General features: G+C 67.9%; 21 protein-coding genes and 1 tRNA gene. 19 read left to right on the top strand and 3 right to left on the bottom strand.

All coding sequences use genetic code 11. The annotated features are described in order from the left end of the window. Positions 1-24 precede the first annotated feature (24 nt). A complete protein-coding gene (locus AC5RVV_RS06375; RefSeq protein WP_494000510.1) occupies positions 25-366 on the top strand; it encodes a DUF8129 domain-containing protein in 342 nt (113 codons plus the stop codon). Between the two features lie 59 nt (positions 367-425). On the opposite strand, the gene AC5RVV_RS06370 is transcribed toward AC5RVV_RS06375, so the two are convergent. After that, entirely contained in the window at positions 426-1,646 is a 1,221-nt protein-coding gene (locus AC5RVV_RS06370) for a pyridoxal phosphate-dependent aminotransferase (protein WP_494000509.1), read from the bottom strand. 284 nt (positions 1,647-1,930) lie between these two features. On the opposite strand from AC5RVV_RS06370, the gene AC5RVV_RS06365 reads away from it, so the two are divergent. The 9 genes from AC5RVV_RS06365 to rplL all read left to right on the top strand — a co-directional run bounded on the left by AC5RVV_RS06365 (position 1,931) and on the right by rplL (position 8,287). Next, positions 1,931-2,003, top strand: a tRNA-Trp gene (locus AC5RVV_RS06365). Between the two features lie 116 nt (positions 2,004-2,119). Beyond that, entirely contained in the window at positions 2,120-2,389 is a 270-nt protein-coding gene (gene secE / locus AC5RVV_RS06360; protein WP_494000508.1) for a preprotein translocase subunit SecE, read from the top strand. A gap of 91 nt (positions 2,390-2,480) precedes the next feature. Continuing rightward, positions 2,481-3,392, top strand: a complete 912-nt coding sequence (gene nusG / locus AC5RVV_RS06355) for a transcription termination/antitermination protein NusG (RefSeq protein WP_494000507.1) — start codon at positions 2,481-2,483, stop codon at positions 3,390-3,392. 127 nt (positions 3,393-3,519) lie between these two features. Further along, positions 3,520-3,951, top strand: a complete 432-nt coding sequence (gene rplK / locus AC5RVV_RS06350) for a 50S ribosomal protein L11 (RefSeq protein ID WP_493979247.1) — start codon at positions 3,520-3,522, stop codon at positions 3,949-3,951. A gap of 165 nt (positions 3,952-4,116) precedes the next feature. Beyond that, on the top strand, positions 4,117-4,824 hold the full coding sequence (gene rplA / locus AC5RVV_RS06345; protein WP_494000506.1) for a 50S ribosomal protein L1: 708 nt from the start codon (positions 4,117-4,119) through the stop codon (positions 4,822-4,824). 157 nt (positions 4,825-4,981) lie between these two features. Further along, a complete protein-coding gene (locus tag AC5RVV_RS06340) occupies positions 4,982-6,118 on the top strand; it encodes a GNAT family N-acetyltransferase (RefSeq protein ID WP_494000505.1) in 1,137 nt (378 codons plus the stop codon). A gap of 119 nt (positions 6,119-6,237) precedes the next feature. Further along, the gene (locus AC5RVV_RS06335; protein ID WP_494000504.1) at positions 6,238-6,972 is read left to right on the top strand and encodes a FadR/GntR family transcriptional regulator; all 735 of its coding nucleotides are present in this window, start codon (positions 6,238-6,240) and stop codon (positions 6,970-6,972) included. A gap of 275 nt (positions 6,973-7,247) precedes the next feature. Beyond that, positions 7,248-7,838: a 50S ribosomal protein L10 gene (gene rplJ / locus AC5RVV_RS06330; RefSeq protein WP_494000503.1), complete on the top strand. Its 591-nt coding sequence runs from the start codon at positions 7,248-7,250 to the stop codon at positions 7,836-7,838. A 68-nt stretch (positions 7,839-7,906) separates the two neighbouring features. Then, positions 7,907-8,287 (top strand): 50S ribosomal protein L7/L12, encoded by a 381-nt coding sequence (rplL, locus tag AC5RVV_RS06325; protein WP_494000502.1) that lies wholly within the window; start codon positions 7,907-7,909, stop codon positions 8,285-8,287. 93 nt (positions 8,288-8,380) lie between these two features. Here the strand turns inward: rplL and AC5RVV_RS06320 are convergent, their stop codons facing one another. Next, entirely contained in the window at positions 8,381-8,878 is a 498-nt protein-coding gene (locus tag AC5RVV_RS06320) for an aminoacyl-tRNA deacylase (RefSeq protein ID WP_494000501.1), read from the bottom strand. A gap of 66 nt (positions 8,879-8,944) precedes the next feature. Then, the gene (locus tag AC5RVV_RS06315) at positions 8,945-10,147 is read right to left on the bottom strand and encodes an acetyl-CoA C-acetyltransferase (RefSeq protein WP_494000500.1); all 1,203 of its coding nucleotides are present in this window, start codon (positions 10,145-10,147) and stop codon (positions 8,945-8,947) included. Positions 10,148-10,628: 481 nt separating this feature from the next. On the opposite strand from AC5RVV_RS06315, the gene rpoB reads away from it, so the two are divergent. The 9 genes from rpoB (at position 10,629) to pcaC (ending at position 24,513) form a co-directional block, all read left to right on the top strand. Next, positions 10,629-14,147 (top strand): DNA-directed RNA polymerase subunit beta, encoded by a 3,519-nt coding sequence (gene rpoB, locus AC5RVV_RS06310; RefSeq protein WP_494000499.1) that lies wholly within the window; start codon positions 10,629-10,631, stop codon positions 14,145-14,147. Positions 14,148-14,263: 116 nt separating this feature from the next. Next, on the top strand, positions 14,264-18,154 hold the full coding sequence (locus AC5RVV_RS06305) for a DNA-directed RNA polymerase subunit beta' (RefSeq protein WP_494000498.1): 3,891 nt from the start codon (positions 14,264-14,266) through the stop codon (positions 18,152-18,154). A 105-nt stretch (positions 18,155-18,259) separates the two neighbouring features. Then, positions 18,260-19,012 carry an IclR family transcriptional regulator gene (locus tag AC5RVV_RS06300; RefSeq protein ID WP_494000497.1) on the top strand — a complete coding sequence of 251 codons (753 nt, stop codon included), beginning with the start codon at positions 18,260-18,262 and terminating at the stop codon, positions 19,010-19,012. A 117-nt stretch (positions 19,013-19,129) separates the two neighbouring features. Then, on the top strand, positions 19,130-20,317 hold the full coding sequence (locus AC5RVV_RS06295; protein ID WP_494000496.1) for a 4-hydroxybenzoate 3-monooxygenase: 1,188 nt from the start codon (positions 19,130-19,132) through the stop codon (positions 20,315-20,317). Positions 20,318-20,388: 71 nt separating this feature from the next. Further along, positions 20,389-21,234: a protocatechuate 3,4-dioxygenase subunit beta gene (gene pcaH, locus AC5RVV_RS06290; protein ID WP_494000495.1), complete on the top strand. Its 846-nt coding sequence runs from the start codon at positions 20,389-20,391 to the stop codon at positions 21,232-21,234. Further along, the gene (pcaG, locus tag AC5RVV_RS06285) at positions 21,234-21,806 is read left to right on the top strand and encodes a protocatechuate 3,4-dioxygenase subunit alpha (protein ID WP_494000494.1); all 573 of its coding nucleotides are present in this window, start codon (positions 21,234-21,236) and stop codon (positions 21,804-21,806) included. Before pcaH ends, pcaG begins: the two co-directional genes overlap by 1 nt. Before the next feature lie 6 nt (positions 21,807-21,812). Continuing rightward, positions 21,813-23,249, top strand: a complete 1,437-nt coding sequence (locus AC5RVV_RS06280; RefSeq protein WP_494000493.1) for a lyase family protein — start codon at positions 21,813-21,815, stop codon at positions 23,247-23,249. After that, positions 23,246-24,040, top strand: a complete 795-nt coding sequence (locus tag AC5RVV_RS06275) for an alpha/beta fold hydrolase (RefSeq protein ID WP_494000492.1) — start codon at positions 23,246-23,248, stop codon at positions 24,038-24,040. The genes AC5RVV_RS06280 and AC5RVV_RS06275 overlap by 4 nt, the downstream gene beginning before the upstream one ends. A gap of 44 nt (positions 24,041-24,084) precedes the next feature. Then, positions 24,085-24,513 (top strand): 4-carboxymuconolactone decarboxylase, encoded by a 429-nt coding sequence (pcaC, locus tag AC5RVV_RS06270; protein ID WP_494000491.1) that lies wholly within the window; start codon positions 24,085-24,087, stop codon positions 24,511-24,513. Positions 24,514-24,646 lie beyond the last annotated feature (133 nt).

Raw genomic sequence — 24,646 nt, 5'->3', positions numbered from 1 at the left:
GGACCGACGAGCGCAGGAGGATTCATGACCGACTCCCCACGGCACGACGAACTTCCGCTGCCGGACTACGACCACATACCCCTGGGCACGCTCCCGACCCGGATCACCGGGCTGGACGAGCAGGGAATGACGGAGCTCCTGACCTACGAGCGGGAGCATGGAAACCGGCTCCCGGTCGTCCAGGTCCTCGAGCGCCGGCTCGAGGAGTTGCGCGCCGGAGCAGAGCCAAGCGGGACCACGATGCCGGACATGCCCGAGGTCGGCGGAAGCCAAGGCGGCTCCGCGGCGCAGCCGGAAACCTCGGGCCCACGGGTCGTGCCGCCGTTCCACGGCAATCCGGCCCACCAGTCCCAGCCGGAAAAGTAGCCGGAACGCCACCCGGCCGGGCTGCCCCTCGGCAGTCCGGCCGGGAGCGTATCCGGCGGCTACTTGGCCTTCGCCAGGAAATCCTGCAGCCGGCCGACGCCGGTAGCCAGGTCTTCGTCGCCGAGGGCGTAGGACAACCGCACGAAGCCGGACGGCCCAAAGGCCTCGCCGGGAACGACGGCGACCTCGACCTCGTCGAGGATCAGCGCGGCGAGCTCGGCGGAGGTCGCCGGACGGATGGTGCCGTCCGCCGTCGGGAATTCCTTGCCCAGCAGCCCGCGGACGTCGGCGTAGGCGTAGAACGCGCCCTCCGGCGTCGGGCATTCGACGCCGGCTATGGCGTTCAGGCCCTCGACCATGGCCTTGCGGCGCCGGTCGAAGGCAACCTTCATCTCGTCCACCGCGGTCAGCGGTCCGGACACGGCGGCCAGCGCCGCCATCTGGGACACGTTGGCCACGTTGGAGGTGGCGTGGGACTGCATATTGGTGGCGGCCTTGACCACGTCCTTCGGGCCGATCATCCAGCCCACCCGCCAGCCGGTCATGGCGTAGGTCTTGGCCACGCCGTTGAGGATGACGACCTTGTCGCCCAGCTCCGGCGCGGCCGTCGCGATGGAGGTGAAGGGCACGCCGTCATAGGTGAGGTGCTCGTAGATTTCGTCGGTGATGACCCACAGGCCCTTGGACGCGGCCCACCGGCCGATCTCGGCAACCTGTTCCGGCTGGTAGACGGCACCGGTCGGGTTGGACGGGGAGACGAAGAGCAGCACCTTGGTTTTGTCGGTCAGCGCGCCTTCGAGCTGGTCGACGGTGACCAGATAGCCCTGCTCCGGCCCGGCGAAGACCTCCACCGGGACGCCGCCGGCCAGCCGGATCGCCTCGGGGTAGGTGGTCCAGAACGGCGCGGGGACCAGGACCTCGTCGCCCGGATCCAACAAGGTGGCGAAGGATTCGTACACGGCCTGCTTGCCGCCGTTGGTCACCAGCACCTGGGCGGGGTCCACCCGGTAGCCGGAATCGCGCAGCGTCTTGTCCGCGATGGCCTGCTTCAGTTCGGGCAGGCCGCCGGCGGGGGAGTAGCGGTGGAAGCGCGGCTGGCGCGCGGCCTCGATGGCGGCCTCCACGATGTAGTCCGGGGTCGGGAAGTCCGGTTCGCCCGCCCCGAAGCCGATCACCGGGCGCCCGGCAGCCTTCAGCGCTTTTGCCTTGGCATCGACGGCGAGGGTGGCGGATTCGGCGATGGACGCGATGCGCCGGGAGACGCGGGCGTTGGCAGGCATGGTGTTCCCGTCTTCAGTAGCGTGTAGGACTGTTCCTTAGTCTAGGTGCAGGCCGAGTCCGGGTGCAGCCCGTCGGGGGTACGGCCCGTTGCCGGGTGCCCGCCCGGCCCCTTGGTCAGCGGGCCGGCGGAAATGTTGCATAATGGATCAGTCGCCTTGTGGGCGGCAAACGGGGTTCGGTTCGACGTCGGCGCATCGCTGGCGTAAACTGGATCTTCGGTGTTGAAAACGCCATGATGTTCCATGCCCGCGCGGCGGGGGCATCCGGCAGTATTCGGCTCCATAGGGTAGTGGCGCAATTGGTAGCGCAGCGGTCTCCAAAACCGCAGGTTGCAGGTTCGAGTCCTGTCTGCCCTGCGCAGAACCGCCGCAGGCATAAACTGCAGCAGTTCAGCATCCCAGCACGAAGCAGCGGTCCAGGCCGGCCGAGGCCGTCCGGGGGCCGGACACCGGACAGAATGAGTGAGGCCAGGTTGACCGATACGTCTTCCAGCAGTCCCCAGGGACGCCCCACCGGACGAAAGACCGAGAAGCGCGGTCTCTTCGCCCGGATCATTTTGTTTGTCCGCCAGGTCGTTGCCGAACTCAAAAAGGTCGTCACGCCGACCCGCAAGGAATTGCTGAACTACACGCTGGTGGTGATCGCTTTTGTGGCGGTCATGATGTTGATCGTCACGGCACTGGATCTGGTTTTCGGCCAGGGCGCGTTCTTCGTCTTCGGAGACGGCATACCCGAACAGTAACGTCCGCGTTGCGGCAGCCGTACGGATGGATACGACGACGGCGCAAAGCCGCCGCGAGTCAAGTGAGCTGAAGAAGAAAGCAGGAAGCTAAGTGTCCGACCAGGAACTCGAAGCCCAGAACTCCGAAGAGAACGCGGAGCTGGAAGCCGACGAGCAGGTTACCGGGACCGGCGCCGACGAGGTGCCGGCTTTTGGCGTTGACGCCGCAGAAGAGGCTGCCGGTGCCGATCTGGCGAGCGAGCTTGACCAGGCCGCCGACGACGCCCCCGTCCTCGACGAGGCCGCCGAAGCCGCCGCCGAGGCGGACCTGACCGAAGCCGAGGCCGCCGACGGGGCCCCGGAGGAGACCGGGCCGGCCGAAGAAGCCGAAGAGGTTGAGCAGACCGAAGAGGAAGCCCTCGAAGCCTTCCGTGCCAAGCTGCGCCGCCAGCCCGGCGACTGGTACGTCATCCACTCCTACGCCGGCTACGAAAACCGTGTGAAGGTCAACCTGGAGACCCGCATCCAGACCCTGAACATGGAAGACTTCATCTACGAGATCCAGGTCCCGATGGAAGAGGTCGTGGAGATCAAGAACACCACGCGCAAGCTGGTCAAGCGCGTGCGCATCCCGGGTTACGTGCTGGTCCGGATGGACCTGACTGACGCCTCATGGGGCGCCGTCCGCCACACCCCCGGCGTGACCGGGTTCGTCGGCAACGCCCACAACCCGGTGCCGCTGAGCCTGAAGGAAGTTGCTTCCATGCTGGAGCACACCATCACGGGCACCAAGACGGAAGCCGGCGGCAAGGCTGCGGGCAAGTCGACGGCACCGAGCACGCCGATCACCGTCAACTTCGAGGTCGGCGAGTCCGTCACCGTCAACGACGGGCCGTTCGAGACGCTGCCGGCAACGATTTCCGAAATCAAGCCGGAATCCCAGCAGCTGGTGGTGCTGGTGACCATCTTCGAGCGCGAAACCCCGGTGACGCTCTCGTTCAGCCAGGTCACCAAGATCCACTAACCAAGACTTCGTGCGGATACGGACCCGCTTTGTCCGAATCCGCACGGCCGGCCGCCAAGCCATGGCGGCCAACCACCGCCGGCACGCTCCTGTGCCGCCGGTACGTAATGTGAGAGAAGGACCCGATATGGCCCCCAAGAAAAAGGTCACCGGCCTCATCAAGCTCCAGATCCAGGCAGGCGCCGCCAACCCGGCCCCGCCGATCGGTCCGGCGCTTGGTCAGCACGGTGTCAACATCATGGAATTCTGCAAGGCGTACAACGCCGCCACGGAATCCCAGCGCGGAAACGTGATCCCGGTTGAAATCACGGTCTACGAAGACCGTTCCTTCACCTTTATCACCAAGACCCCGCCGGCCGCCGAGCTGATCAAGAAGGCCGCAGGCGTGCAGAAGGGTTCGGCTACCCCGCACACCAACAAGGTTGCGAAGCTGACCCAGGCGCAGGTCGATGAGATCGCCGGCACCAAGATGGCTGACCTCAACGCCAACGACATCAAGGCTGCCGCCAAGATCATCGCCGGCACCGCCCGTTCCATGGGCATCGAGGTGGAGGGCTAAACACCCTCAACCCGGAGGCCAGCAGGACAGATGTCCAGCAAGGCCTTCACCAAGACAATTCACAAAACGACGGCGACACAGCTCGCCACAGGTGGGAACACCGCCGTCGTTGTGGCAGGGCCGGGCGCGGTCCGCAGACCACAACTGCACAAGGAGAAAAAGCAGATGGCAAAGCGCAGCAAAGCATATGAGGCAGCTGTAGCCAAGATCGAGGCGGACAAGGTTTACGCCCCGGTCGAGGCAATCACTCTCGCCAAGGAGACCAACCCGTCCAAGTTCGACGCGACCGTCGAGGTGGCTTTCCGCCTCAGCGTCGACCCGCGCAAGGCAGACCAGATGGTCCGCGGCACGGTGAACCTGCCGCACGGCACCGGCAAGACCGCCCGCGTGCTGGTCTTCGCCACCGGCGACAAGGCCGAGGCCGCTATCGCCGCGGGCGCCGACTTCGTTGGCTCTGACGACCTGATCGAAAAGATCCAGGGCGGCTGGACCGACTTCGACGCCGCCGTGGCGACCCCGGAACTGATGGGCAAGGTCGGCCGCCTGGGCAAGGTCCTCGGCCCCCGCAACCTGATGCCGAACCCGAAGACCGGAACGGTGACCCCGGACGTTACCAAGGCCGTCAACGACATCAAGGGCGGCAAGATCGACTTCCGCGTCGACAAGCACGCCAACCTCCACTTCATCATCGGCAAGGTGTCCTTCGACGCCAACAAGCTGGTGGAGAACTACGCCGCCGCCCTGGAAGAGGTGCTGCGCCTGAAGCCCTCGGCCTCCAAGGGCCGGTACATCGCGAAGGCCACCATCACCACCACCTTCGGCCCGGGCATCTCCGTGGACCCGAACGTCACCAAGGTGGCCGTGGAGGCCTAACCGGGACTTCAGGTTCGCCGGCAACGGCGGACACTTCGGCTATGGCCGCAGCAGATGCTGCGGCCATAGCCCGTTTAAGCGGGAGATAGTGCGGCGCGGCGGGATGCAGTAGTGTGATTGGCACTACTCAATCACTGCCTCGCGCCGAGGAGCACGCATGCCCACGACCTCGATCACGATCGCGCCGCTGCCGATCCCGCCCGCCCTTCAGGGCCCGGGCGGTGCGGACTTTGCCGCCTCCGCCGAGCTGGCCAACCTGGTCAACGGGCTGATCTGGGGCAACAACGATTTCTGGGTGAGCCCGGCAGTGAGGCTCGAGGGGGCGCGGCCGAACGACTACTCGGTGACGTATCTCTGGGCGGCCAGGGACGGGGACCGGCACGTCGGGCGCGCCCTGCTCGAGCTGTCGCTGCGGGACAACCCGCGCAACGGGTACGTCTTTGTGGCCGTACATCCCGACTACCGGCGGCGGGGCGTGGGAAGCAGGCTGCTGGCCGAAGCCGAGGCCTGCGCCGCCCGCCGGGGCCGGACCACCCTGCAGGCCTGGAGCGAACATCCTGCCGGATTCGATTTAGGAGGCCCGGACATGCTCCGGCCGGGGACCGGGTCCGGGGCCCTGCCGGCGTCCGCGCCGGCCGTGCGCTTCGCGCTGGCCGGCGGCTTCCGGCTCGAACAGGTGGAGCGGTGCAGCAGGATGCCGCTCCCCGCCGACCAGGACAGTCTGGCGGCCCACGCGTCGGCGGCTGCCGGGAAGGCCGGCGCGGACTACCGCCTGGTCGAGTGGGCCGACGGTTGCCCGCCGGACTGGGTGGACCAGTACGCGGCCCTGCGGCAGCGGATGAGCACCGACGTCCCGCTGGGTGACCTGGACTACGAGGAAGAGGCGTGGGATGCCGCCCGCGTCCGCCACCATGAGGAGGAGCTGCGGCGCAAGGGCGGCCGCTGCCTGGTGGTCGCGGCCGGGCATGTGCCCAGCGGCCGGCTGGTGGGCCATACGGTGCTGGAATTCTTCCCGGAGCAGCCCGAGGTGGTCTTCCAGGAGGACACGTTGGTGCTGCGGGCCCACCGCGGCCACGGCCTAGGCCTGTGGATCAAGGCCCGCAACCTGCAGCGGGTGGCGGAGGCGTGGCCGCAGGGGCGCCGGCTCTACACCTGGAACGCCGACGAAAACTGCCACATGCTGGACATCAACACCGCCCTCGGCTTCGCTCCGGCCGGGTACGAGGCCGCCTGGCAGAAGAAGCTGGGTCCCGGGCCGCAGGCCGGGGAGACCCGCCCGGCCGGCGCCGCGTGACGGCGTACCGGGCGTGTTCGTACACGTGTCGCCGGAGCGTCATGCTACGCGCCGGTAACCGGCAGCGGCGGTTACGATGTCAGCGCGCCGGCATGCTGCCGGGCGTGGCGGGAGGGCCAATGGAACGCAGGACGCTGGTTGACACGGTGGCGGAAGACCTGCTGGAGCAGATCATCGCCGGCCGGATGGCGCCCGGCGACGCGCTGCCCACCGAAGCCGAGATCGCCGCCCGGTCGCAGGTCAGCCGGCTGACTGTCCGGGAAGCCCTCACCATGCTGCGGGCGATGAACGTGATCAGCATCCAGCGGGGCCGCGGCACGTTTATCAATCCGCCCGGGTCGTGGACCTCGGTCGAGGCCGTCGTCCGCGCCGCGGCGCACAGCATGAGCGACTCCGCCGCCTCGCGGCAGTTGCTCGAAGTGCGGCGCCTGGTCGAGTCCGGGGCCGCCGCGCTGGCTGCGCTCCGCCGCACCGCTGCGGACCTGGAGTTGCTGCGCGGGGAGCTGGAGTCGATGGCCGCCGCGGACGCCGCGGGCGACGCGGATGCCTTCGTCGAAGCCGACCGGCTGTTCCACACGGTGGTCCTCAAGGCGTCCGGCAATATCCTCTTTCCGGCGGTCTTCGTGCCGATGGGCCGGGTGCTGGCCGACGCGCGGCGGGAAGCGTTTGGGGCGCAGGCCGTGCGCACCCGCACCCTCGCCATGCACCGCAGGGTGCTCGCCGCCGTCGAAAGCGGGGACGCCCAGGGAGCCCGCGAGGCGATGGAGGATCACGTGGACCAGGTCCAGGACGACCTCGACGCCAATGCCGCCGGCCCGGCGAGAGCCTCCGCGCTGCGGTCGGCCGCCGGCTGATCCGTCCGGGGGTGCAGTCGTGGGCGCGGCTCCGGGCCGCCGATTTGGCGTCCGGCGGCAGGATCCCGTAACCTTGAAGAACCAAAGACCGTCGGTCGTTGAAATCCTCCACGTTTTCAACCGAAAGTCCCATGCCTGGGACGGCCTGCGCAGGTGAACGAAGCATTGCCCCGCCGCCGTAACTCCGGTGCGGGAACCAAGCCCCGTGCGCCTGCATGGGGCGTTTTTTATGCGTGCGACCCGAACCACCGGCACTATTCCCCGGAAGGAGGGTTATGGCAACGCCAACCAAGGTGGCAGCCGTTGAAGAAATCACCAGCGATTTCAAGGAATCCAGCGCTGCAGTCCTAACCGAATACCGCGGGCTTACCGTTGCACAGCTCAAGGAGCTGCGTGTTTCTCTCGGCCAGGACACCAAGTTCTCGGTCGTCAAGAACACCCTGACTGGCATTGCAGCCAAGGAAGCCGGCATCGACGCGTTCGAAGGCCAGCTTTCCGGACCCACTGCTATCGCCTTCATCAAGGGTGACGCCGTTGCAGCCGCCAAGTCCCTGACGGATTTCGCAAAGTCCAACCCGCAGCTCATCATCAAGACCGGTATCTTCGAGGGCAAGGCCCTGGATGCAACCGCCGTTGCTGCGCTGGCCGCTCTCGAATCCCGCGAGCACCAGCTGGCCCGCGTCGCCGGTGTCCTCAAGGCGCCGATGTCCGCACTGGCCCGCACCCTCGATGCGCTGCGCATCAAGCAGGAGGAGAACGGCGGCGCCGCTGCCGAAGCTCCGGCCGAAGCTGCCGAAGCCGAAGCCGAAGCTCCCGCTGCCGAAGCAACCGAGGCCCCGGCCGAGGCTGCCGCCGAAGAGCAGTAAGACTCTTCACCAACCAACTCTTGGTGCGGACACACCAGCCGCATCACCTATCAGGAAGGACGCCAACCATGGCGAAGCTCACCAACGAAGAGCTCATTGAAGCTTTCAAGGAACTGACCATCATCGAGCTCTCCGAGTTCGTCAAGCTGTTCGAGGAGACCTTCGACGTCACCGCTGCAGCCGTTGCCGTTGCGGGCCCCGCAGCCGGCGGCGCCGGCGAAGCCGCTGCTGAGGAGCAGACCGAGTTCGACGTCGTCCTCGAAGCTGCCGGCGACAAGAAGATCGCAGTGATCAAGGAAGTCCGCGCGCTGACCTCCCTGGGCCTCAAGGAAGCCAAGGACCTGGTCGACAGTGCTCCGAAGGCCGTCCTCGAAGGCGCCACCAAGGAAGCCGCCGACAAGGCCAAGGAAGTTCTCGAGGCTGCCGGCGCGACCGTCACCCTCAAGTAAGCTCTCTTTAGCTTCTGCAAAGCCCCGCCGCCCCACCGGGCGGCGGGGCTTTGTGCTGTGCGGGCCGGACGCCGCAGGCCGGGCCCGGCGGGCTCAGGCCGGGTCGGAGATGTCGGCGACGGTGGCGCCGAGCGCGGAGGTCAGCGCATCGGCGTCGACGAAGGCGGAGTAACCGTGTTCCCCGGCGCCCAGCGATATCCGCCGGCCGCGGATGGACTCGTCGGCGTACACGGGCCAGGCCGTGCTGCTGCCCAGCGGGGTGATGGTGCCGCGCCGGTATCCCGTCGCCGTGTAGGCAACATCGGCGTGCGGTAGCGAAAGTTTGTTGACCCCCAGCAGCGAGCGGAGCTTGGGCCAGGAGATCTGCCGGTCGCCCGGAATGAGGGCGAACAGGAACGAGCCGTCCTTGTGCTTGATGACCAGGGTCTTGACGATGTCGGCCTCGGCGATGCCCAGCAGCTGCGCGGCCTCCGCGAGGCTGCGGGCGCCGGCGCGTTCGGCGACGTCGACCTTCAGGGAGTGGGCTTGGGCGCCGGCCAGGAAACGCTGCAGGCCGGCCGGCAGGGCAGGGGCACCGGAGTCGTTGCTCATGCCCGGTTCAAGCCCCGGCGCCCGCCCGGTATTCCCGGCCGGGCCGCCGGGGGCCGCCCGGAACCGCTAGTCCCGGTAGAGCAGCAGCGCCTCGCCCTGGCCGCCGCCGCCGCACAGGGAGACCGCGGCCTTGCCGGTGCCGCGCCGGCGCAGTTCCAAGGCGGCCGTCAGCGCCAGCCGGGTGCCGGAGGCGCCGATCGGATGGCCCAATGCGATGGCCCCGCCGTGGATGTTGCACTTCTCCAGCGGGTAGTCCAGGTCCTGCAGCGACTGCACCGCCACGGCCCCGAAGGCTTCGTTGATCTCGATGAAGTCCAGGTCGGCCGTGGTCCAGCCCGCACGCTTGAGCGCCTGGGTGATTGCGTTGGACGGCTGCGACTGCAACGAGGTGTCCGGTCCGGCCACCTGCCCCGGACGGCCGACGACGGCGAGCCAGTCCAGGCCGTTGTCCTCGGCAAAGCCGCGGGTCGCGACCACGACGGCGGCCGCGCCGTCGGACAGGGGGGAGGAGTTGCCGGCGGTGATAGTGCCGTCCTTGGCAAACGCCGGGCGCAGCGGGGCCAGGCTTTCCACGCTGGTCTGCGGGCGGACACCCTCGTCGCTGTCGACCACCAGGTCCTCGCCCTTGCGCTGCGGCACCGCGACGGGGACGATCTCGTCGTCGAAGACCCCGTTCTTGGCGGCGGCGGCGGCGCGCTGGTGGGAGGCGGCGGCCACTTCGTCCTGCGCTTCGCGGGGAATGCCCAGCTCGGCGTTCCGGCGCTCGGTGGAGACGCCCATCGACTCGTGGTCGAAAGCATCGGTGAGGCCGTCGTGGGCGGTGGCATCGAGGGCGGTCAGGCTGCCGTAGGTCCAGCCCTGGCGGGAACCGGGCAGCAGGTGCGGGCCGTTGGTCATCGACTCCTGCCCGCCGGCCACCACCACCTGCGCCTCGCCGCAGCGGATCAGCCGGGCGGCGTCGGTGACGGCGGCCAGCCCGGAGAGGCAAACCTTGTTGATCGTCACGGTCGGCACGTTCCAGCCCAGTCCGGCGGCGATGGCCGCCTGCCGGGCGGGGTTCTGGCCGGCGCCCGCCTGGATGACGTGCCCCATGATGACCGCGTCCACCTGTTCGGGGGCGACGCCGGAGCGGTTCAGCGCCGCGGCGATCGCTTTGCCACCGAGTTGGACGGCGGTGAAGGACGCGAGCTGGCCGTTCAGTCGTCCCGTGGGCGTGCGTGCGCCGTTCAGGATGACGACGTCGTCGCGGCTGCTGTTGTTCTCGGCCATGGTGTCGATGCCTCTTTTCCGCGCCTGTGGCCTGCGCAAGCAGGGGCCACATGGCTGCTGCCGTGGGTATGATCTGCTTCACAGATTACCCGTGTTTGGGCAACTCGCCTGGAGCGCGGGCCGGAAATTGCGGGCGGGCCGGTATATGCTGGTGGCGTTGTCCCGGGGAAGACAACCGCGAAGACGCCCCTTTCGCACCGCAGGCCGCTCGAATCCCGATGGCGGGGGAGCGGTGACTGGTGCCTGCCCGGCATGTTGGACAAGCCGCGACGCGGTGCCGTACACTAAGTATTTGCGTCTTCCCTCAAAACCTTTGGCCTTCATATAGCGGTGGGCTTCGCCACGCCCTATCTGTGTTTAACTGCAGATCGTGCGGCGGGCAAGGATCATATAGCGGATCCAGGTGATGTCCGGACCCCATTCGGGGTGCCGGCGGTGCGGAAGCGCAGGACAAGCCTGAAGGTCTGTGGAAGGATCCCTCTTGGTCGCCTCGAGCACCTCTAATACCGATACCGCTAACAGCCTGCTGGACGCCTCGTCGAACGACGGAGCAACCCGGCGGCTCTCATTCGCCAAGATTCACGAACCTCTTGACGTTCCCAATCTGCTCGCCCTTCAGACCGACAGTTTCGACTGGCTGGTCGGCAACGAACGCTGGAAGGCGCGCGTAGCCAAGGCCCAGGAAGAAGGCCGCCAGGGTGTGGCCGGCACCTCCGGCCTCGCCGACATCTTCGAAGAGATCTCCCCGATCGAGGACTTCCAGGGCACCATGTCCCTGAGCTTCTCGGAGCCGGAGTTCGCCGATCCGAAGTACACCATGGCCGAGTGCAAGGACCGCGACGCCACGTACTCCGCGCCGCTGTACGTCAAGGCCGAGTTCATGAACAACAACACGGGCGAGATCAAGCAGCAGACCGTGTTCATGGGCGACTTCCCGCTGATGACCGACAAGGGCACTTTCGTCATTAACGGCACCGAGCGCGTCGTCGTCTCGCAGTTGGTCCGCTCGCCTGGCGCCTACTTCGAGAAGACCGCCGACAAGACCAGTGACAAGGACATCTTCACCGCGAAGATCATTCCGTCCCGCGGCGCCTGGTTCGAGCTGGAAATCGACAAGCGCGACCAGGTCGGTGTCCGCCTCGACCGCAAGCGCAAGCAGTCCGTGACCGTGCTGCTCAAGGCCCTGGGCTGGACCGAGGGCCAGATCCTGGAGACCTTCGGCGAGTACGACTCCATCCGCGCCACGCTGGAGAAGGACGCCACGCAGACCCAGGAAGAAGCCCTCCTGGACATCTACCGCAAGCTGCGTCCGGGCGAGCCGCCGACAGTCGAGGCCGCCCAGTCCCTGCTGGACAACCTGTACTTCAACCCCAAGCGCTACGACCTGGCCAAGGTCGGCCGCTACAAGATCAACCGCAAGCTGGGCATCGACAAGCCGCTGACGGATCCGGACGCCTCGGTCCTGAACAATGACGACATCGTCGCCATGATCAAGTTCCTGGTCGCCCTGCACGCCGGCGAGACCACCATCCCGGGTAAGCGCGACGGCGCCGACCACGACGTCCGCGTCGAGATCGACGACATCGACCACTTCGGCAACCGCCGCATCCGCGCGGTCGGCGAGCTGATCGAGAACCAGGTCCGCACGGGCCTCTCCCGCATGGAGCGCGTGGTCCGCGAACGCATGACCACGCAGGATGTCGAGGCGATCACGCCGCAGACCCTGATCAACATCCGCCCCGTGGTGGCAGCGATCAAGGAATTCTTCGGCACGTCGCAGCTGTCCCAGTTCATGGACCAGAACAACCCGCTGGCCGGCCTGACGCACAAGCGCCGCCTGTCCGCGCTGGGCCCGGGCGGCCTGTCCCGCGACCGCGCCGGCATGGAAGTCCGTGACGTGCACCCCTCGCACTACGGCCGCATGTGCCCGATCGAGACCCCTGAAGGCCCGAACATCGGCCTGATCGGCTCGCTGGCCTCCTACGGGCGGATCAACGCGTTCGGTTTCATCGAGACCCCCTACCGCAAGGTCGTCGACGGCCAGGTCACCGACCAGGTCGACTACCTCACGGCCGACGACGAGATCGAGTGCGTGATCGCCCAGGCGAACGCTCCGCTCACCGAGGACCTGCACTTCGAAGAGGACCTGGTCCTCAGCCGGGAGCGCGGCGGCGGCGGCGAGCCGGTGCTCGTGCCGGCCACCGAGGTCGACTACATGGACGTCTCCCCGCGCCAGATGGTGTCGGTGGCGACCGCCCTGATTCCGTTCCTGGAGCACGACGACGCCAACCGCGCGCTGATGGGCGCGAACATGCAGCGCCAGGCCGTGCCGCTGCTGCGTTCGGAAGCCCCGCTGGTCGGCACCGGCATGGAGCGCTACGCGGCTGTCGACGCCGGCGACTCCGTGGTTGCCGCCAAGCCGGGCGTGGTCACCGAGGTCTCCGCGGACCTGGTCACCGCCCTGAACGACGACGGCACCGAGACCCGGTACCCGATCATGAAGTTCGCCCGCTCCAACCAGGGCAACGCGTACAACCAGCGCGTCCTCGTCTCCGAGGGCCAGCGGCTGGAAACCGGCAGCATCATCGCCGACGGTCCGTCCACCGACCAGGGCGAACTGGCGCTGGGCAAGAACCTGCTCGTGGCCTTCATGTCCTGGGAGGGCCACAACTTCGAGGACGCGATCATCCTGTCGCAGCGCGTGGTCTCCGACGACGTGCTGACCTCCATCCACATCGAGGAGCATGAGGTTGATGCCCGCGACACCAAGCTCGGTGCCGAGGAAATCACCCGCGACATCCCGAACGTGTCGGAGGAAGTGCTCTCCCAGCTGGACGAGCGCGGCATCATCCACATCGGCGCCGAGGTCGACGCCGGCGACATCCTCGTCGGCCGCGTGACCCCCAAGGGCGAGACCGAGCTGACCCCGGAGGAGCGCCTGCTGCGTGCGATCTTCGGCGAGAAGTCCCGCGAAGTGCGCGACACCTCCCTGAAGGTCCCGCACGGCGAGTCCGGCACGGTGATCGGCGTGCGGATCTTCGACCGCGACAACGACGACGAGCTGCCCCCGGGCGTGAACCAGCTGGTGCGCGTGTACGTGGCGCAGAAGCGCAAGATCACGGACGGCGACAAGCTCGCCGGGCGCCACGGCAACAAGGGCGTCATCTCCAAGATCCTGCCGGTCGAGGACATGCCGTTCCTGGAAGACGGCACCCCGGTCGACGTCGTGCTGAACCCGCTGGGTGTCCCCGGCCGCATGAACGTGGGCCAGGTGCTGGAAATCCACCTCGGCTGGGCCGCGAAGCAGGGCTGGAACATCGAGGGCAACCCGGACTGGGCCAAGGACCTGCCGAACCTGCCCCGCCAGTCGGGTCCGACGACGGTGGCCACGCCGGTGTTCGACGGTGCCAGCGAGTTCGAGATCACCGGGCTGCTGGATGCCACCAACCCGACCCGCGACGGCGAGCGCCTGATCGGCGCCTCCGGCAAGGCCCGTCTGTTCGACGGCCGCTCCGGCCAGCCGTTCCCGGATCCGGTGTCCGTGGGCTACATGTACATCCTGAAGCTGCACCACCTGGTGGACGACAAGATCCACGCGCGTTCCACCGGCCCGTACTCGATGATCACCCAGCAGCCGCTGGGCGGCAAGGCGCAGTTCGGCGGCCAGCGCTTCGGCGAAATGGAAGTGTGGGCCCTGGAGGCCTACGGCGCCGCGTACACCCTGCAGGAACTGCTCACCATCAAGTCCGACGACATCCACGGCCGCGTCAAGGTCTACGAGGCGATCGTCAAGGGCGAGAACATCCCGGAGCCGGGTGTTCCCGAATCCTTCAAGGTGTTGATCAAGGAAATGCAGTCGCTCTGCCTGAACGTGGAAGTACTCTCCACCGACGGCACCGCGATCGAAATGCGTGACTCGGATGAAGAAGTCTTCCGGGCCGCGGAAGAACTGGGCATCGACCTTTCCCGGGCCGAGCCGAGTTCCGTCGAAGAGGTCTAGCCGCGCCGGCCGGCCGCCGGTGCCTTGGAGCACCGCGGCCGGCCCGCCGCACGGCGCCCTCTGTCCGTAACCCGACAGACTTTCAGATTTAGAGAACAAGAGAGAACAGGGACCATATGTCCAGCGAATCCTCCTTCGGCCTCATGCGCATCGGCCTTGCCACCGCGGACGACATCCGCGACTGGAGCTACGGCGAGGTCAAGAAGCCGGAAACCATCAACTACCGCACCCTGAAGCCCGAGAAGGACGGCCTCTTCTGCGAGAAGATCTTCGGACCTTCCCGCGACTGGGAGTGCTACTGCGGCAAGTACAAGCGCGTGCGCTTCAAGGGCATCATCTGTGAGCGCTGCGGCGTCGAGGTCACCCGTGCCAAGGTCCGCCGCGAGCGGATGGGCCACATCGAGCTGGCCGCCCCGGTCACCCACATCTGGTACTTCAAGGGTGTCCCCTCCCGCCTGGGCTACCTGCTCGACCTGGCGCCGAAGGACCTGGAAAAGGTCATTTACTTCGCCGCCTACATGATCACCAGCGTGGACGAGGAGCGCCGCCACGAGGAACTGCCCAACCTGCAGGCCGAGCACGACCTGGAGAAGAAGCAGCTGGCCGATACCCGCGACTCCGACATCGCGGCGATCGCCAAGGACCTCGAGGACGAGCTGACCCGGCTGGAGGGCGAGGGCGCCAAGGCCGCCGAGAAGAAGAAGGCCCGCGACTCCGCCGACCGCCAGATGGCCAACGTGCGCAAGCGTGCCGACGCCGAGATCGAGCGCCTCGACATGGTCTGGGACCGCTTCAAGAACCTCAAGGTCGCCGACCTCGAGGGCGACGAGGGGCTCTACCGCGAGCTGCGCGACCGCTACGGCCTCTACTTCGAAGGCGCCATGGGTGCCGAAGCCATCAAGAACCGCCTCGAGAACTTCGACATGGCTGCCGAGGCTGAGTCCCTGCGCGACATCATCAAGAACGGCAAGGGCCAGCGCAAGACCCGCGCCCTGAAGCGTTTGAAGGTGGTCAACGCTTTCCTGACCACCACCAACTCGCCGCTGGGCATGGTGCTGGACGCCGTTCCGGTGATCCCGCCGGAGCTTCGCCCGATGGTGCAGCTGGACGGCGGCCGCTTTGCGACCTCCGACCTGAACGACCTGTACCGCCGCGTGATCAACCGCAACAACCGCCTGAAGCGCCTGCTGGACCTGGGCGCGCCGGAAATCATCGTCAACAACGAAAAGCGGATGCTGCAGGAAGCCGTGGACTCGCTGTTCGACAACGGCCGCCGCGGCCGTCCGGTCACCGGGCCGGGCAACCGTCCGCTCAAGTCGCTGTCCGACATGCTCAAGGGCAAGCAGGGCCGCTTCCGGCAGAACCTGCTGGGCAAGCGCGTCGACTACTCCGGCCGTTCCGTGATCGTGGTCGGCCCGCAGCTGAAGCTGCACCAGTGCGGCCTGCCCAAGCAGATGGCGCTGGAGCTGTTCAAGCCGTTCGTCATGAAGCGGCTGGTGGACCTGAACCACGCGCAGAACATCAAGAGCGCCAAGCGGATGGTGGAGCGCTTCCGCCCGCAGGTGTGGGACGTGCTCGAAGAGATCATCACCGAACACCCGGTGCTGCTCAACCGTGCACCTACCCTGCACCGGCTGGGCATCCAGGCGTTCGAGCCGCAGCTGGTCGAAGGCAAGGCGCTGCAGCTGCACCCGCTGGTGTGCGCCGCGTTCAACGCCGACTTCGACGGCGACCAGATGGCCGTGCACCTGCCGCTGAGCCCCGAGGCCCAGGCCGAGGCGCGCATCCTGATGCTCTCCTCGAACAACATCCTGAAGCCGTCGGACGGCCGTCCGGTGACCCTGCCCTCCCAGGACATGATCATCGGCCTGCACCACCTGACCACCAAGCGCGAAGGCGGAACCGGCGAAGGCCGTGTCTTCGCCAGCCCGGCGGAGGCCATCATGGCCCACGACGCCGGCGAGCTGCACCTGAACTCCGTCGTCAAGATCCGCGTGCCCGGCTTCGTGCCCAGCGCGGACCAGCCGGCACCGGAGGGTTGGGAAGAGGGCCAGGAAGCGCTGATCGAAACCTCGCTCGGCCAGGTCATCTTCAACGACACGCTGCCCGATGACTACCCCTGGGTGGCGAACGTGGCGGACAAGGGCCAGCTCTCGGCGATCGTGAACGATCTGGCCGAGCGCTACCCGAAGGTCGTCACCGCGGCGACGCTGGACAACCTCAAGGACGCCGGGTTCTACTGGGCGACCCGTTCCGGCGTGACCGTGGCGATCTCCGACATCGCGGCCCCGGCCGAAAAGGCCGCCATCATGGAGGGCTACGAGACCCAGGCCGCCCGCGTCGAGTCCCAGTACAACAAGGGCCTGATCGCCGACGACGAGCGGCGCCAGGAACTGATCGACATCTGGAACAAGGCGACCAACGAGGTTGCCGACGCGATGCGGAAGAACCTGACCAAGGAGAACACCATCAACCGCATGGTGTCCTCCGGTGCCCGTGGCAACTGGCTGCAGGTCCGCCAGATCGCCGGTATCCGTGGTCTGGTGGCCAACCCGAAGGGCGAGATCATCCCGCGCCCGATCAAGTCCTCCTACCGCGAGGGCCTGTCGGTGCTGGAATACTTCATCGCCACGCACGGTGCCCGCAAGGGCCTGGCCGACACCGCGCTGCGTACCGCCAACTCGGGTTACCTGACCCGCCGCCTGGTGGACGTTTCGCAGGACGTGATCGTGCGCGAAATGGACTGCGGCACCGAACGCGGCCTGAACACGGTCATCGCCGAAGCCGACCACAACGGTGAACTGCGCCGGCACGAAGAAGTGGAGAACTCCGCTTACGCCCGCACGCTGGCCACCGATGTGGTGAACTCCGAGGGCACCGTGGTGGCCACGGCAGGCGCCGACGTCGGCGATGTGCTGATCCAGGAACTGATCGACGCCGGCATCACCGAGATCAAGGTGCGCTCCGTGCTCACCTGTGAGTCCGCCGTCGGTACCTGCGCGCTCTGCTACGGCCGCTCGCTGGCCACCGGCAAGACCGTGGACATCGGCGAGGCGGTCGGCATCATCGCCGCCCAGTCGATCGGCGAGCCCGGTACCCAGCTGACCATGCGTACCTTCCACACCGGTGGCGTAGCCTCCGCGGAAGACATCACCCAGGGTCTGCCCCGTATCCAGGAGCTCTTCGAAGCCCGTACCCCCAAGGGTGTCGCGCCGATGGCCGAAGTGGCCGGACGCGTGTCCATCGAGGACGGCGAGCGCCAGATGCGCGTCATCGTCACCCCCGATGACGGCTCGGAAGAGATCGCCTACCCGGTGCTGCGCCGTGCACGCCTGCTGGTCGAAGACGGCCAGCACGTGGACGTCGGCCAGCAGCTGGTCACCGGTGCCAAGGACCCGAAGCAGGTGCTGCGTATCCTCGGCCCGCGCCAGGCGCAGAAGTTCCTGGTGGACGAGGTCCAGAGCGTGTACCGCAGCCAGGGCGTCGGCATCCACGACAAGCACGTGGAAGTCATCGTCCGCCAGATGCTGCGCCGCATCACCGTGATCGAGTCCGGCGAGACCGACCTGCTGCCGGGCGAGCTGGCCGAGCGAAGCCGCTTCCAGGCGGAGAACCGCAAGGCCGTCTCCGAGGGCAAGCAGCCGGCCAACGGCCGTGACGAGCTGATGGGCATCACCAAGGCCTCGCTCGCCACCGAGTCGTGGCTGTCGGCCGCGTCCTTCCAGGAGACCACCCGCGTCCTGACGCAGGCGGCCATGGAGGGCAAGTCCGACCCGCTGCTGGGCCTGAAGGAGAACGTCATCATCGGTAAGCTGATCCCGGCCGGCACCGGCCTGGACCGGTACACCCAGGTGTCGGTGGAGCCGACGGAGGAAGCGAAGGCCAACCTGTTTACCGGCCCGAGCGCCTTCGGCGACTTCGACTACGCCGGCGCCGACGGTTCGCTGACGCCCGAGTTCCACGCCATCCCGCTGGATGACTACGACCTGGGCAGCGACTACCGCTAGCCGCCAGTATGGAACCGCCTCCTGCTCCCCGATACCGGGGCAGCGGGGGGCGGTTTCCGCGTTTAACGGCCCCGGCGGCCGCCGCGCACATGAGATTCTGGGAACATGGCCAATTCCCCGTCCGGTGACTCGATGCTGGACCGGCTGGTGCGCATCCTGTCTGCGTTCGAGCCGGACAAGCCGGCGATGAACGTCGCCACGCTCTCCCGCCGGGCGGATGTGCCGCTGGCAACGACCTACCGGCTGGTGGAGGCGCTGTCCCGCCACGGGCTGCTGACGAAGGAGGGCCCCGGCGAAATCCGGCTCGGGCTGCGGCTGTGGGAGCTGGCCAACCGGAGCTCGCCGGCCGTCGACCTGCGGCAGGCCGCCATGCCGTTCATGGAGGACATCCAGTCCGTGGTGCGCCAGCACACCCAGCTGGCGGTGCTGCGCGAGGACGAAGTCCTGGTGATCGAGCGGCTCTCCAGCCGCGGCTCCGTGGTGAACCAGGCCCAGATCGCCGGCACCATGCCGGTGCACCGGACCTCGATGGGCATGGTGCTGCTGGCCTATTCGCCCAACCATGTCCAGGAGTCCTACCTGACCCGGCATCCGGAGGCCGTCACGTCGGCCGACCCGGTGTCCTTCGACCTGCGCCGGCACCTGGCCGACATCCGCAAGCGGGGCTACGCCGCGTTCGACGGGCGGATCGACGTGGACACCACCGGCATCGCCGTCCCCGTGCTCGGCCCGGCCGGCCGGCCGCTGGCCGCCCTCGGCGTGGTGGTGCCGCTGGGCTTCGAGAACTTCCACGCCGTGGTGCCGGCGCTGATGACGGCGGCGCGCGGCATCTCCCGGGCCATGGGCGTCGCGCTGTGACAGCGGCGGCCACCGCCGTCGTAATTCTCATTCAATAAGAACGCCGGGGCGGAATCCGTGTCGCCGGGCTCACACTGGTGAAGAGACGGCTTCCTCTTCGACCCAGGAGACTTACCCATGGCGCAACCGCAGATCATCAAAACCAAGGTAGGAATCGTCGGCGGGGGACCGGCCGGCCTGATGCTCAGCCACCTGCTGGCCCGGCACGAGATCGATAACCTCGTGGTGGAATCCCGTGACCACGACACCATCCACAACACCCACCGGGCCGGCATCCTGGAGGCGGGCTCGGTCAAGATGCTGACCGACACCGGCGTCGACGGCCGGGTGCTGACCGAGGGCGACGAGCACGCCGGCATCGATCTGCGCTTCAACGGAGAGTCGCATCCGCTGGACTTCAAGGACCTCGTGGACGCCACCGTGACCCTGTACGCGCAGAACGAGGTGTTCCTGGACCTGGCCGCCGCCCGCAGGCGCGACGGCGGCGACGTGCGCTACGAGGCCGAGGTCACCGAGGTGCTGGACCTGGAGACCACCACGCCCAAGTTCAGGTTCACGGACAAGGACGGCGCCGCCTTCGAGGTGCACTGCGACATCCTGGTGGGTGCCGACGGCTCCCGCAGCTTCTGCCGCCGCGCGGTGAAGGGGGAGCAGGACTACAAGATCGAGTATCCGTTCGCCTGGTTCGGCATCCTGACCGAGGCCCCGAAGAGCGCCCCGGAACTGATCTACGCGAACTCGCCGCACGGCTTCGCGCTGATCTCCCAGCGCAGCGAGACCGTCCAGCGCATGTACTTCCAGTGCGATCCGGCCGAGAACGTGGACGACTGGAGCGACGACCGGATCTGGGCGGAACTGCAGAAGCGGGTCGACGGGCCCGACGGCTTCCAGTTGAAGCAGGGACCGATCTTCGACAAGACCGTGCTGGCCTTCCGCTCCTTCGTGCGGGAACCGCTGTCCCACGGGCGCATGTTCCTGGCCGGCGACGCCGGACACACGGTGCCGCCCACCGGGGCCAAGGGCCTGAACCTGGCCTTCGCGGACGTCAAGGTGCTCTTCGAGGCCATCGACTCGTTCTACTCCACCGGCAGCGACGCACTGCTGGAGGGCTACTCCGACCTGGCGCTGCAGCGGGTTTGGAAGGCGCAGAACTTCTCCTACTGGATGACCAGCATGCTGCACACCCGCACGGATGCCTCGCCCTTCGAGACCAAGCGTGCACTCGGCGAGCTGGCCACCGTGACCGGTTCCCGCTTCGGGCAGCAGTACCTGGCCGAGTCCTACACGGGCTGGCCGCACAAGTGACCGCTCCGCCCGCACCACGCCGGGCGCGCAAACCCTTAAACCATCCACAGCCACAACGGAAAGGAGTCCCGATGAGCGACGCACAAGCTCCGGACGAGGCTTTCGAGGACGAGACGTTTGACGACAGCCACCTGCTGGACCCTGCCGCCACCACGGATTCGCAGGAAAAGATCAGCCAGGAAATTGCCGACAGCCACGAGGCGTACCGCAAGAGCGTGGAGGCCGGCGGCGCCGAAGAGACGCAGCCGCGCATCGACTTTGCGCCGTACCGCTCCTCGCTGCTGCGCCACCCCACCAAAGACCTGCACCACGCGGACCCGGAGACCATCGAGCTGTGGAGCCCGGCCTTCGGCGAGCGTGACGTGCACGCCCTGGAGTCGGACCTGACCATCCAGCACAACGGCGAGCCGATCGGCGAGCGGATTATCGTGCAGGGCCGTGTCCTGGACGGCGACGGACGCCCGGTGCGCAACCAGCTGGTGGAGGTCTGGCAGGCCAACGCCGCCGGCCGCTACGTGCACAAGCGCGACCAGCACCCGGCCCCGATCGACCCGAACTTCACCGGCGTGGGCCGCTGCATCACCGGGCCCAACGGCGAGTACAAGTTCACCACCATCAAGCCCGCCCCCTACCCGTGGAAGAACCACCACAACGCCTGGCGCCCGGCACACATCCACTTCTCGCTGTTCGGCACCGACTTCACCCAGCGCATGATCACCCAGATGTACTTCCCGGGCGACCCGCTGTTCCCGCTGGATCCGATCTACCAGTCGATCACCGACCCGGCGGCCCGCGACCGCCTGGTCGCCACCTATGACCACTCGGTCACCAGCCACGAGTGGAACACCGGCTACCGCTGGGACATTGTCCTTTCCGGCAGCAACCGCACCTGGATGGAAGAAGGCGAGGAGCACTGATGAGCGAGTCCACCACCAAACTGGTGCCCACCCCGGGCCAGACCATAGGCCCGTTCTACGGCTTCGCGCTGCCCTACGAGAAGGACAGCCAACTGGTCCACCGCGCGCACCCCGGGTCCATCCGGCTGCACGGCGTGGTCTACGACGGCAACGGCACCGTGATCCCCGACTCCATGCTGGAGATCTGGCAGGCCGACGAGCACGGCAAGATCTCCCGCGAAACCGGTTCCCTGGTCCGCGACAACCACACCTTCACCGGCTTCGGCCGCGTGGCCGTGGACAACGTGGGCCACTACACCTTCACCACGGTCAACCCGGGTGCCACCGAGCCGGGCAAGGCCCCGTTCATCTCCCTGGTGGTCTTTGCCCGCGGCCTGCTGAACCGGCTGTTCACCCGGATCTACCTGCCGGAGGAAACCGAGGCGCTGGCGAACGACCCGCTGCTGTCCTCGCTGCCGGAAGAGCGGCGGAACACGCTGATCGCAGAGCGCGAACCGAACGGCGACCTCCGCTTCGACATCCGGCTGCAGGGTGACGGCGAGACCGTCTTCCTGACCTACCCGGGGATTTAGGCCTGTATGAATCCGGCGGACCACGCTGATTTCGGGCTGCTGTCTCCGGCCTCGGCCGGGACAGCAGCGTCCCGTTTAACCAGCGACTACCAATTCATCCAAGCCATGCTCGACGTGGAGCTTGAATGGACCCGCGTGCTGGCCGACGCCGGCCGGGTGGCCGCCGAGGCCGTGCCGGCCGTCGAGCGGGCCTCGCACGCCGACCTCTACGACGCCGCGGGGCTGGCCGAGCGGGCCCAGGGCGGCGGCAACCCGGTCATCCCGCTGCTGGCCGACCTGAGGGCGGAGACCAGGAAGCACGACCCGGCCGCCGTCCCGGCGATCCACCGGGGCGCCACCAGCCAGGACATCCTGGACAGCGCCCTGATGCTGATGGCCCGCCGCGCGCTGGCCGGGATCGTCACCGACCTCAAGTCCGCCGCCGCGGCCCTGGGCCGGTTGGCGGACGAACACCGCGCCACCGTCACGGTGGCCCGCACCCTGACCCAGCATTCGCTGCCGTCGACGTTCGGGCTCAAGGCGGCCAACTGGCTCTCCGGCGTCGCCCAGGCCGGCGTCCGGCTGGAGCGGGTGGCCGGCGGACTGCCGCTGCAGTGGGGCGGCGCGGCCGGCACCATGGCGGCGCTCACCGACCTGGCCGGCCTGCCCGCCCGCCCGGCGGCGGAGGGCGCCGGGCAGGACGACAACGGCGGTGCGTTGGCCTTGGCGGCCCGCCTCGCCGGGCGGCTGGGGCTCGCCGATCCGCTGGCACCGTGGCAGACCAACCGGCTGCCGGTCACCGCGCTGGCCGCCGCGCTGGCCGATGTGCTGGCGGCCGCCGGCAAGGTCGCCAACGACGTGCTGCTGCTGAGCCGGCCCGAAGTGGGCGAGGTCTCCGAACCCGCCGCCGACGGCCGCGGCGGCTCCTCGGCCATGCCCCAGAAGCAGAATCCGGTGCTGTCCGTGCTGATCCACAGCGCCGCCCTCGCCGCCCCCGGGCACCTGGCCCAGGTCCAGGCCGCCGCGGCCGGGGCAATCGACGAGCGGCCGGACGGCTCCTGGCACGTGGAGTGGCAGGCGCTGCGCCAGTTGCTCCGGCTCGCCGGCGGGGCAGCCGCCAAGCTGGCCGAACTCTCCGAGGGCCTGGTGGTCCGCCCGGAGAAGATGCGCCGGAACCTGGAGATCACCGGCGAGCTGGTGGTCAGCGAACGCGTCATGGCCACGGTGGCGCCGATGCTGGACGGCGGAACCCCCGGCGCCGGCAAGGCGAAGGTCCAGAGCCTGGTCAACCAGTCGCTCGCCGGCCAGGGCAGCCTGTCGCAGCTGCTGCGCGAAGCCGTGCCCGGCGACGTCCTCTCCGACACGGCGCTGGCCGAACTGCTGGACCCGGCCGGGTATACCGGCCAAAGCAGCGGCCTGATCGACCGGATCACGTCCCACTACGCAGAATGGAGCCATTCGTGACCGTTCCCGACATCACCCCCACCCTCCTGTCCGAGGGCAAAGGCAGGCCGGTGCTGCTGGCCGGCGCCGGACTGGGGACCGGCGCCAAGGCGCTCTGGGCCGACGCCGTGGAGCACCTGCAGGACTTCCAGGTGGTGGGCGTGGACCTGCCCGGCCACGGGGCCAGCCCGGCCTCGACCGGACCGTACACCATGGCCGAACTCGGCCAGGCGGTCGTGGCGATGCTGGACAAGCTGCGCGAAGCCGGCGACATCGACCCCGGCACCAAGGTGTACTTTGCCGGCGTCTCGATGGCCGGTGAACTGGCCCTGCAGCTGGGCCTGGACCACCCGGACCGCTTCGCCGGCCTGGGCGTGGTCTGCTCCGCCGCCAAGATCGGCGAAGCGGCCGCGTGGCTGGAACGCGCGGAGACCGTACGCCAGGCGGGCACGCCCACGATGGTCACCGGCTCGGCGCAGCGCTGGTTCGCGCCGGGCTTTATCGAGAAGCACCCCGAGCGCACCACCCGGCTGCTGCACACCCTGCAGAACGCGGACCGCTTCGCCTACGCCCACGCCTGCGAGGCCCTGGCCGGCTTCGACGTCCGCGAGCGGCTCGGCGACATCACCACTCCGGTGATCGCCGTCGCCGGGGCGCTCGACCAGGTGTGCCCGCCCGAGTTCGCCGAAGCAGTGGCCGCCGGCGTGCAAAAGGGCAGCTCCGCCGTCGTCGACGGTGTGGCCCACCAGGCGCCCGCCGAGGCACCCGCGGAAACCGCCGCGCTGCTGCGCGATTTCTTCCTGGCCGCCTGAAACCGCAGCCGGACCGATGACTGAACAACCAAGGAGTACACGCCGTGAGCGATAACCGCACCTTCGATCCTGCCCAGACCCAGCAGGAAGTGTACGACGAGGGCATGGCCGTGCGCCGGCAGGTGCTCGGCGATGCCCACGTGGACCGCGCGAACAGCTCGATCGATGAGTTCACCCAGGACTTCCAGGAACTGATCACCCGCTACGCCTGGGGGACCATCTGGACCCGGGAGGGGCTGCCGCGCACCACGCGCAGCGCCATCACGCTCACCGCCATGATCGCCAAGGGCCACTGGGAGGAATTCGCCATGCATGTCCGGGCGGCGCTGACCAACGGCATGACCCGCGACGAGATCAAGGAAGTCGTGCTGCAGTCGGCCATCTACTGCGGCGTCCCGGACGCCAACGTCGCGTTCAAGGTGGCCAAGGGCGTCTTTGCCAGCCTTGACGAGGATCACAAGGGCTCGATATAGTTCATATAACGTACATGCGTTCGTGTAGCGAACACTTCGGCTGGAACGGAAGAGCCCGCGACGGTTCCCGCCGAAACGGTATGTTCCGCGCGGACCCCCGTGTCGACGGAGCGGTCCGGTCCGGCCTGAGCGC

The organism is Arthrobacter sp. MDT2-34-1 (assembly GCF_059091365.1).
This window is presented reverse-complemented; position numbering and strand designations above follow the sequence as displayed.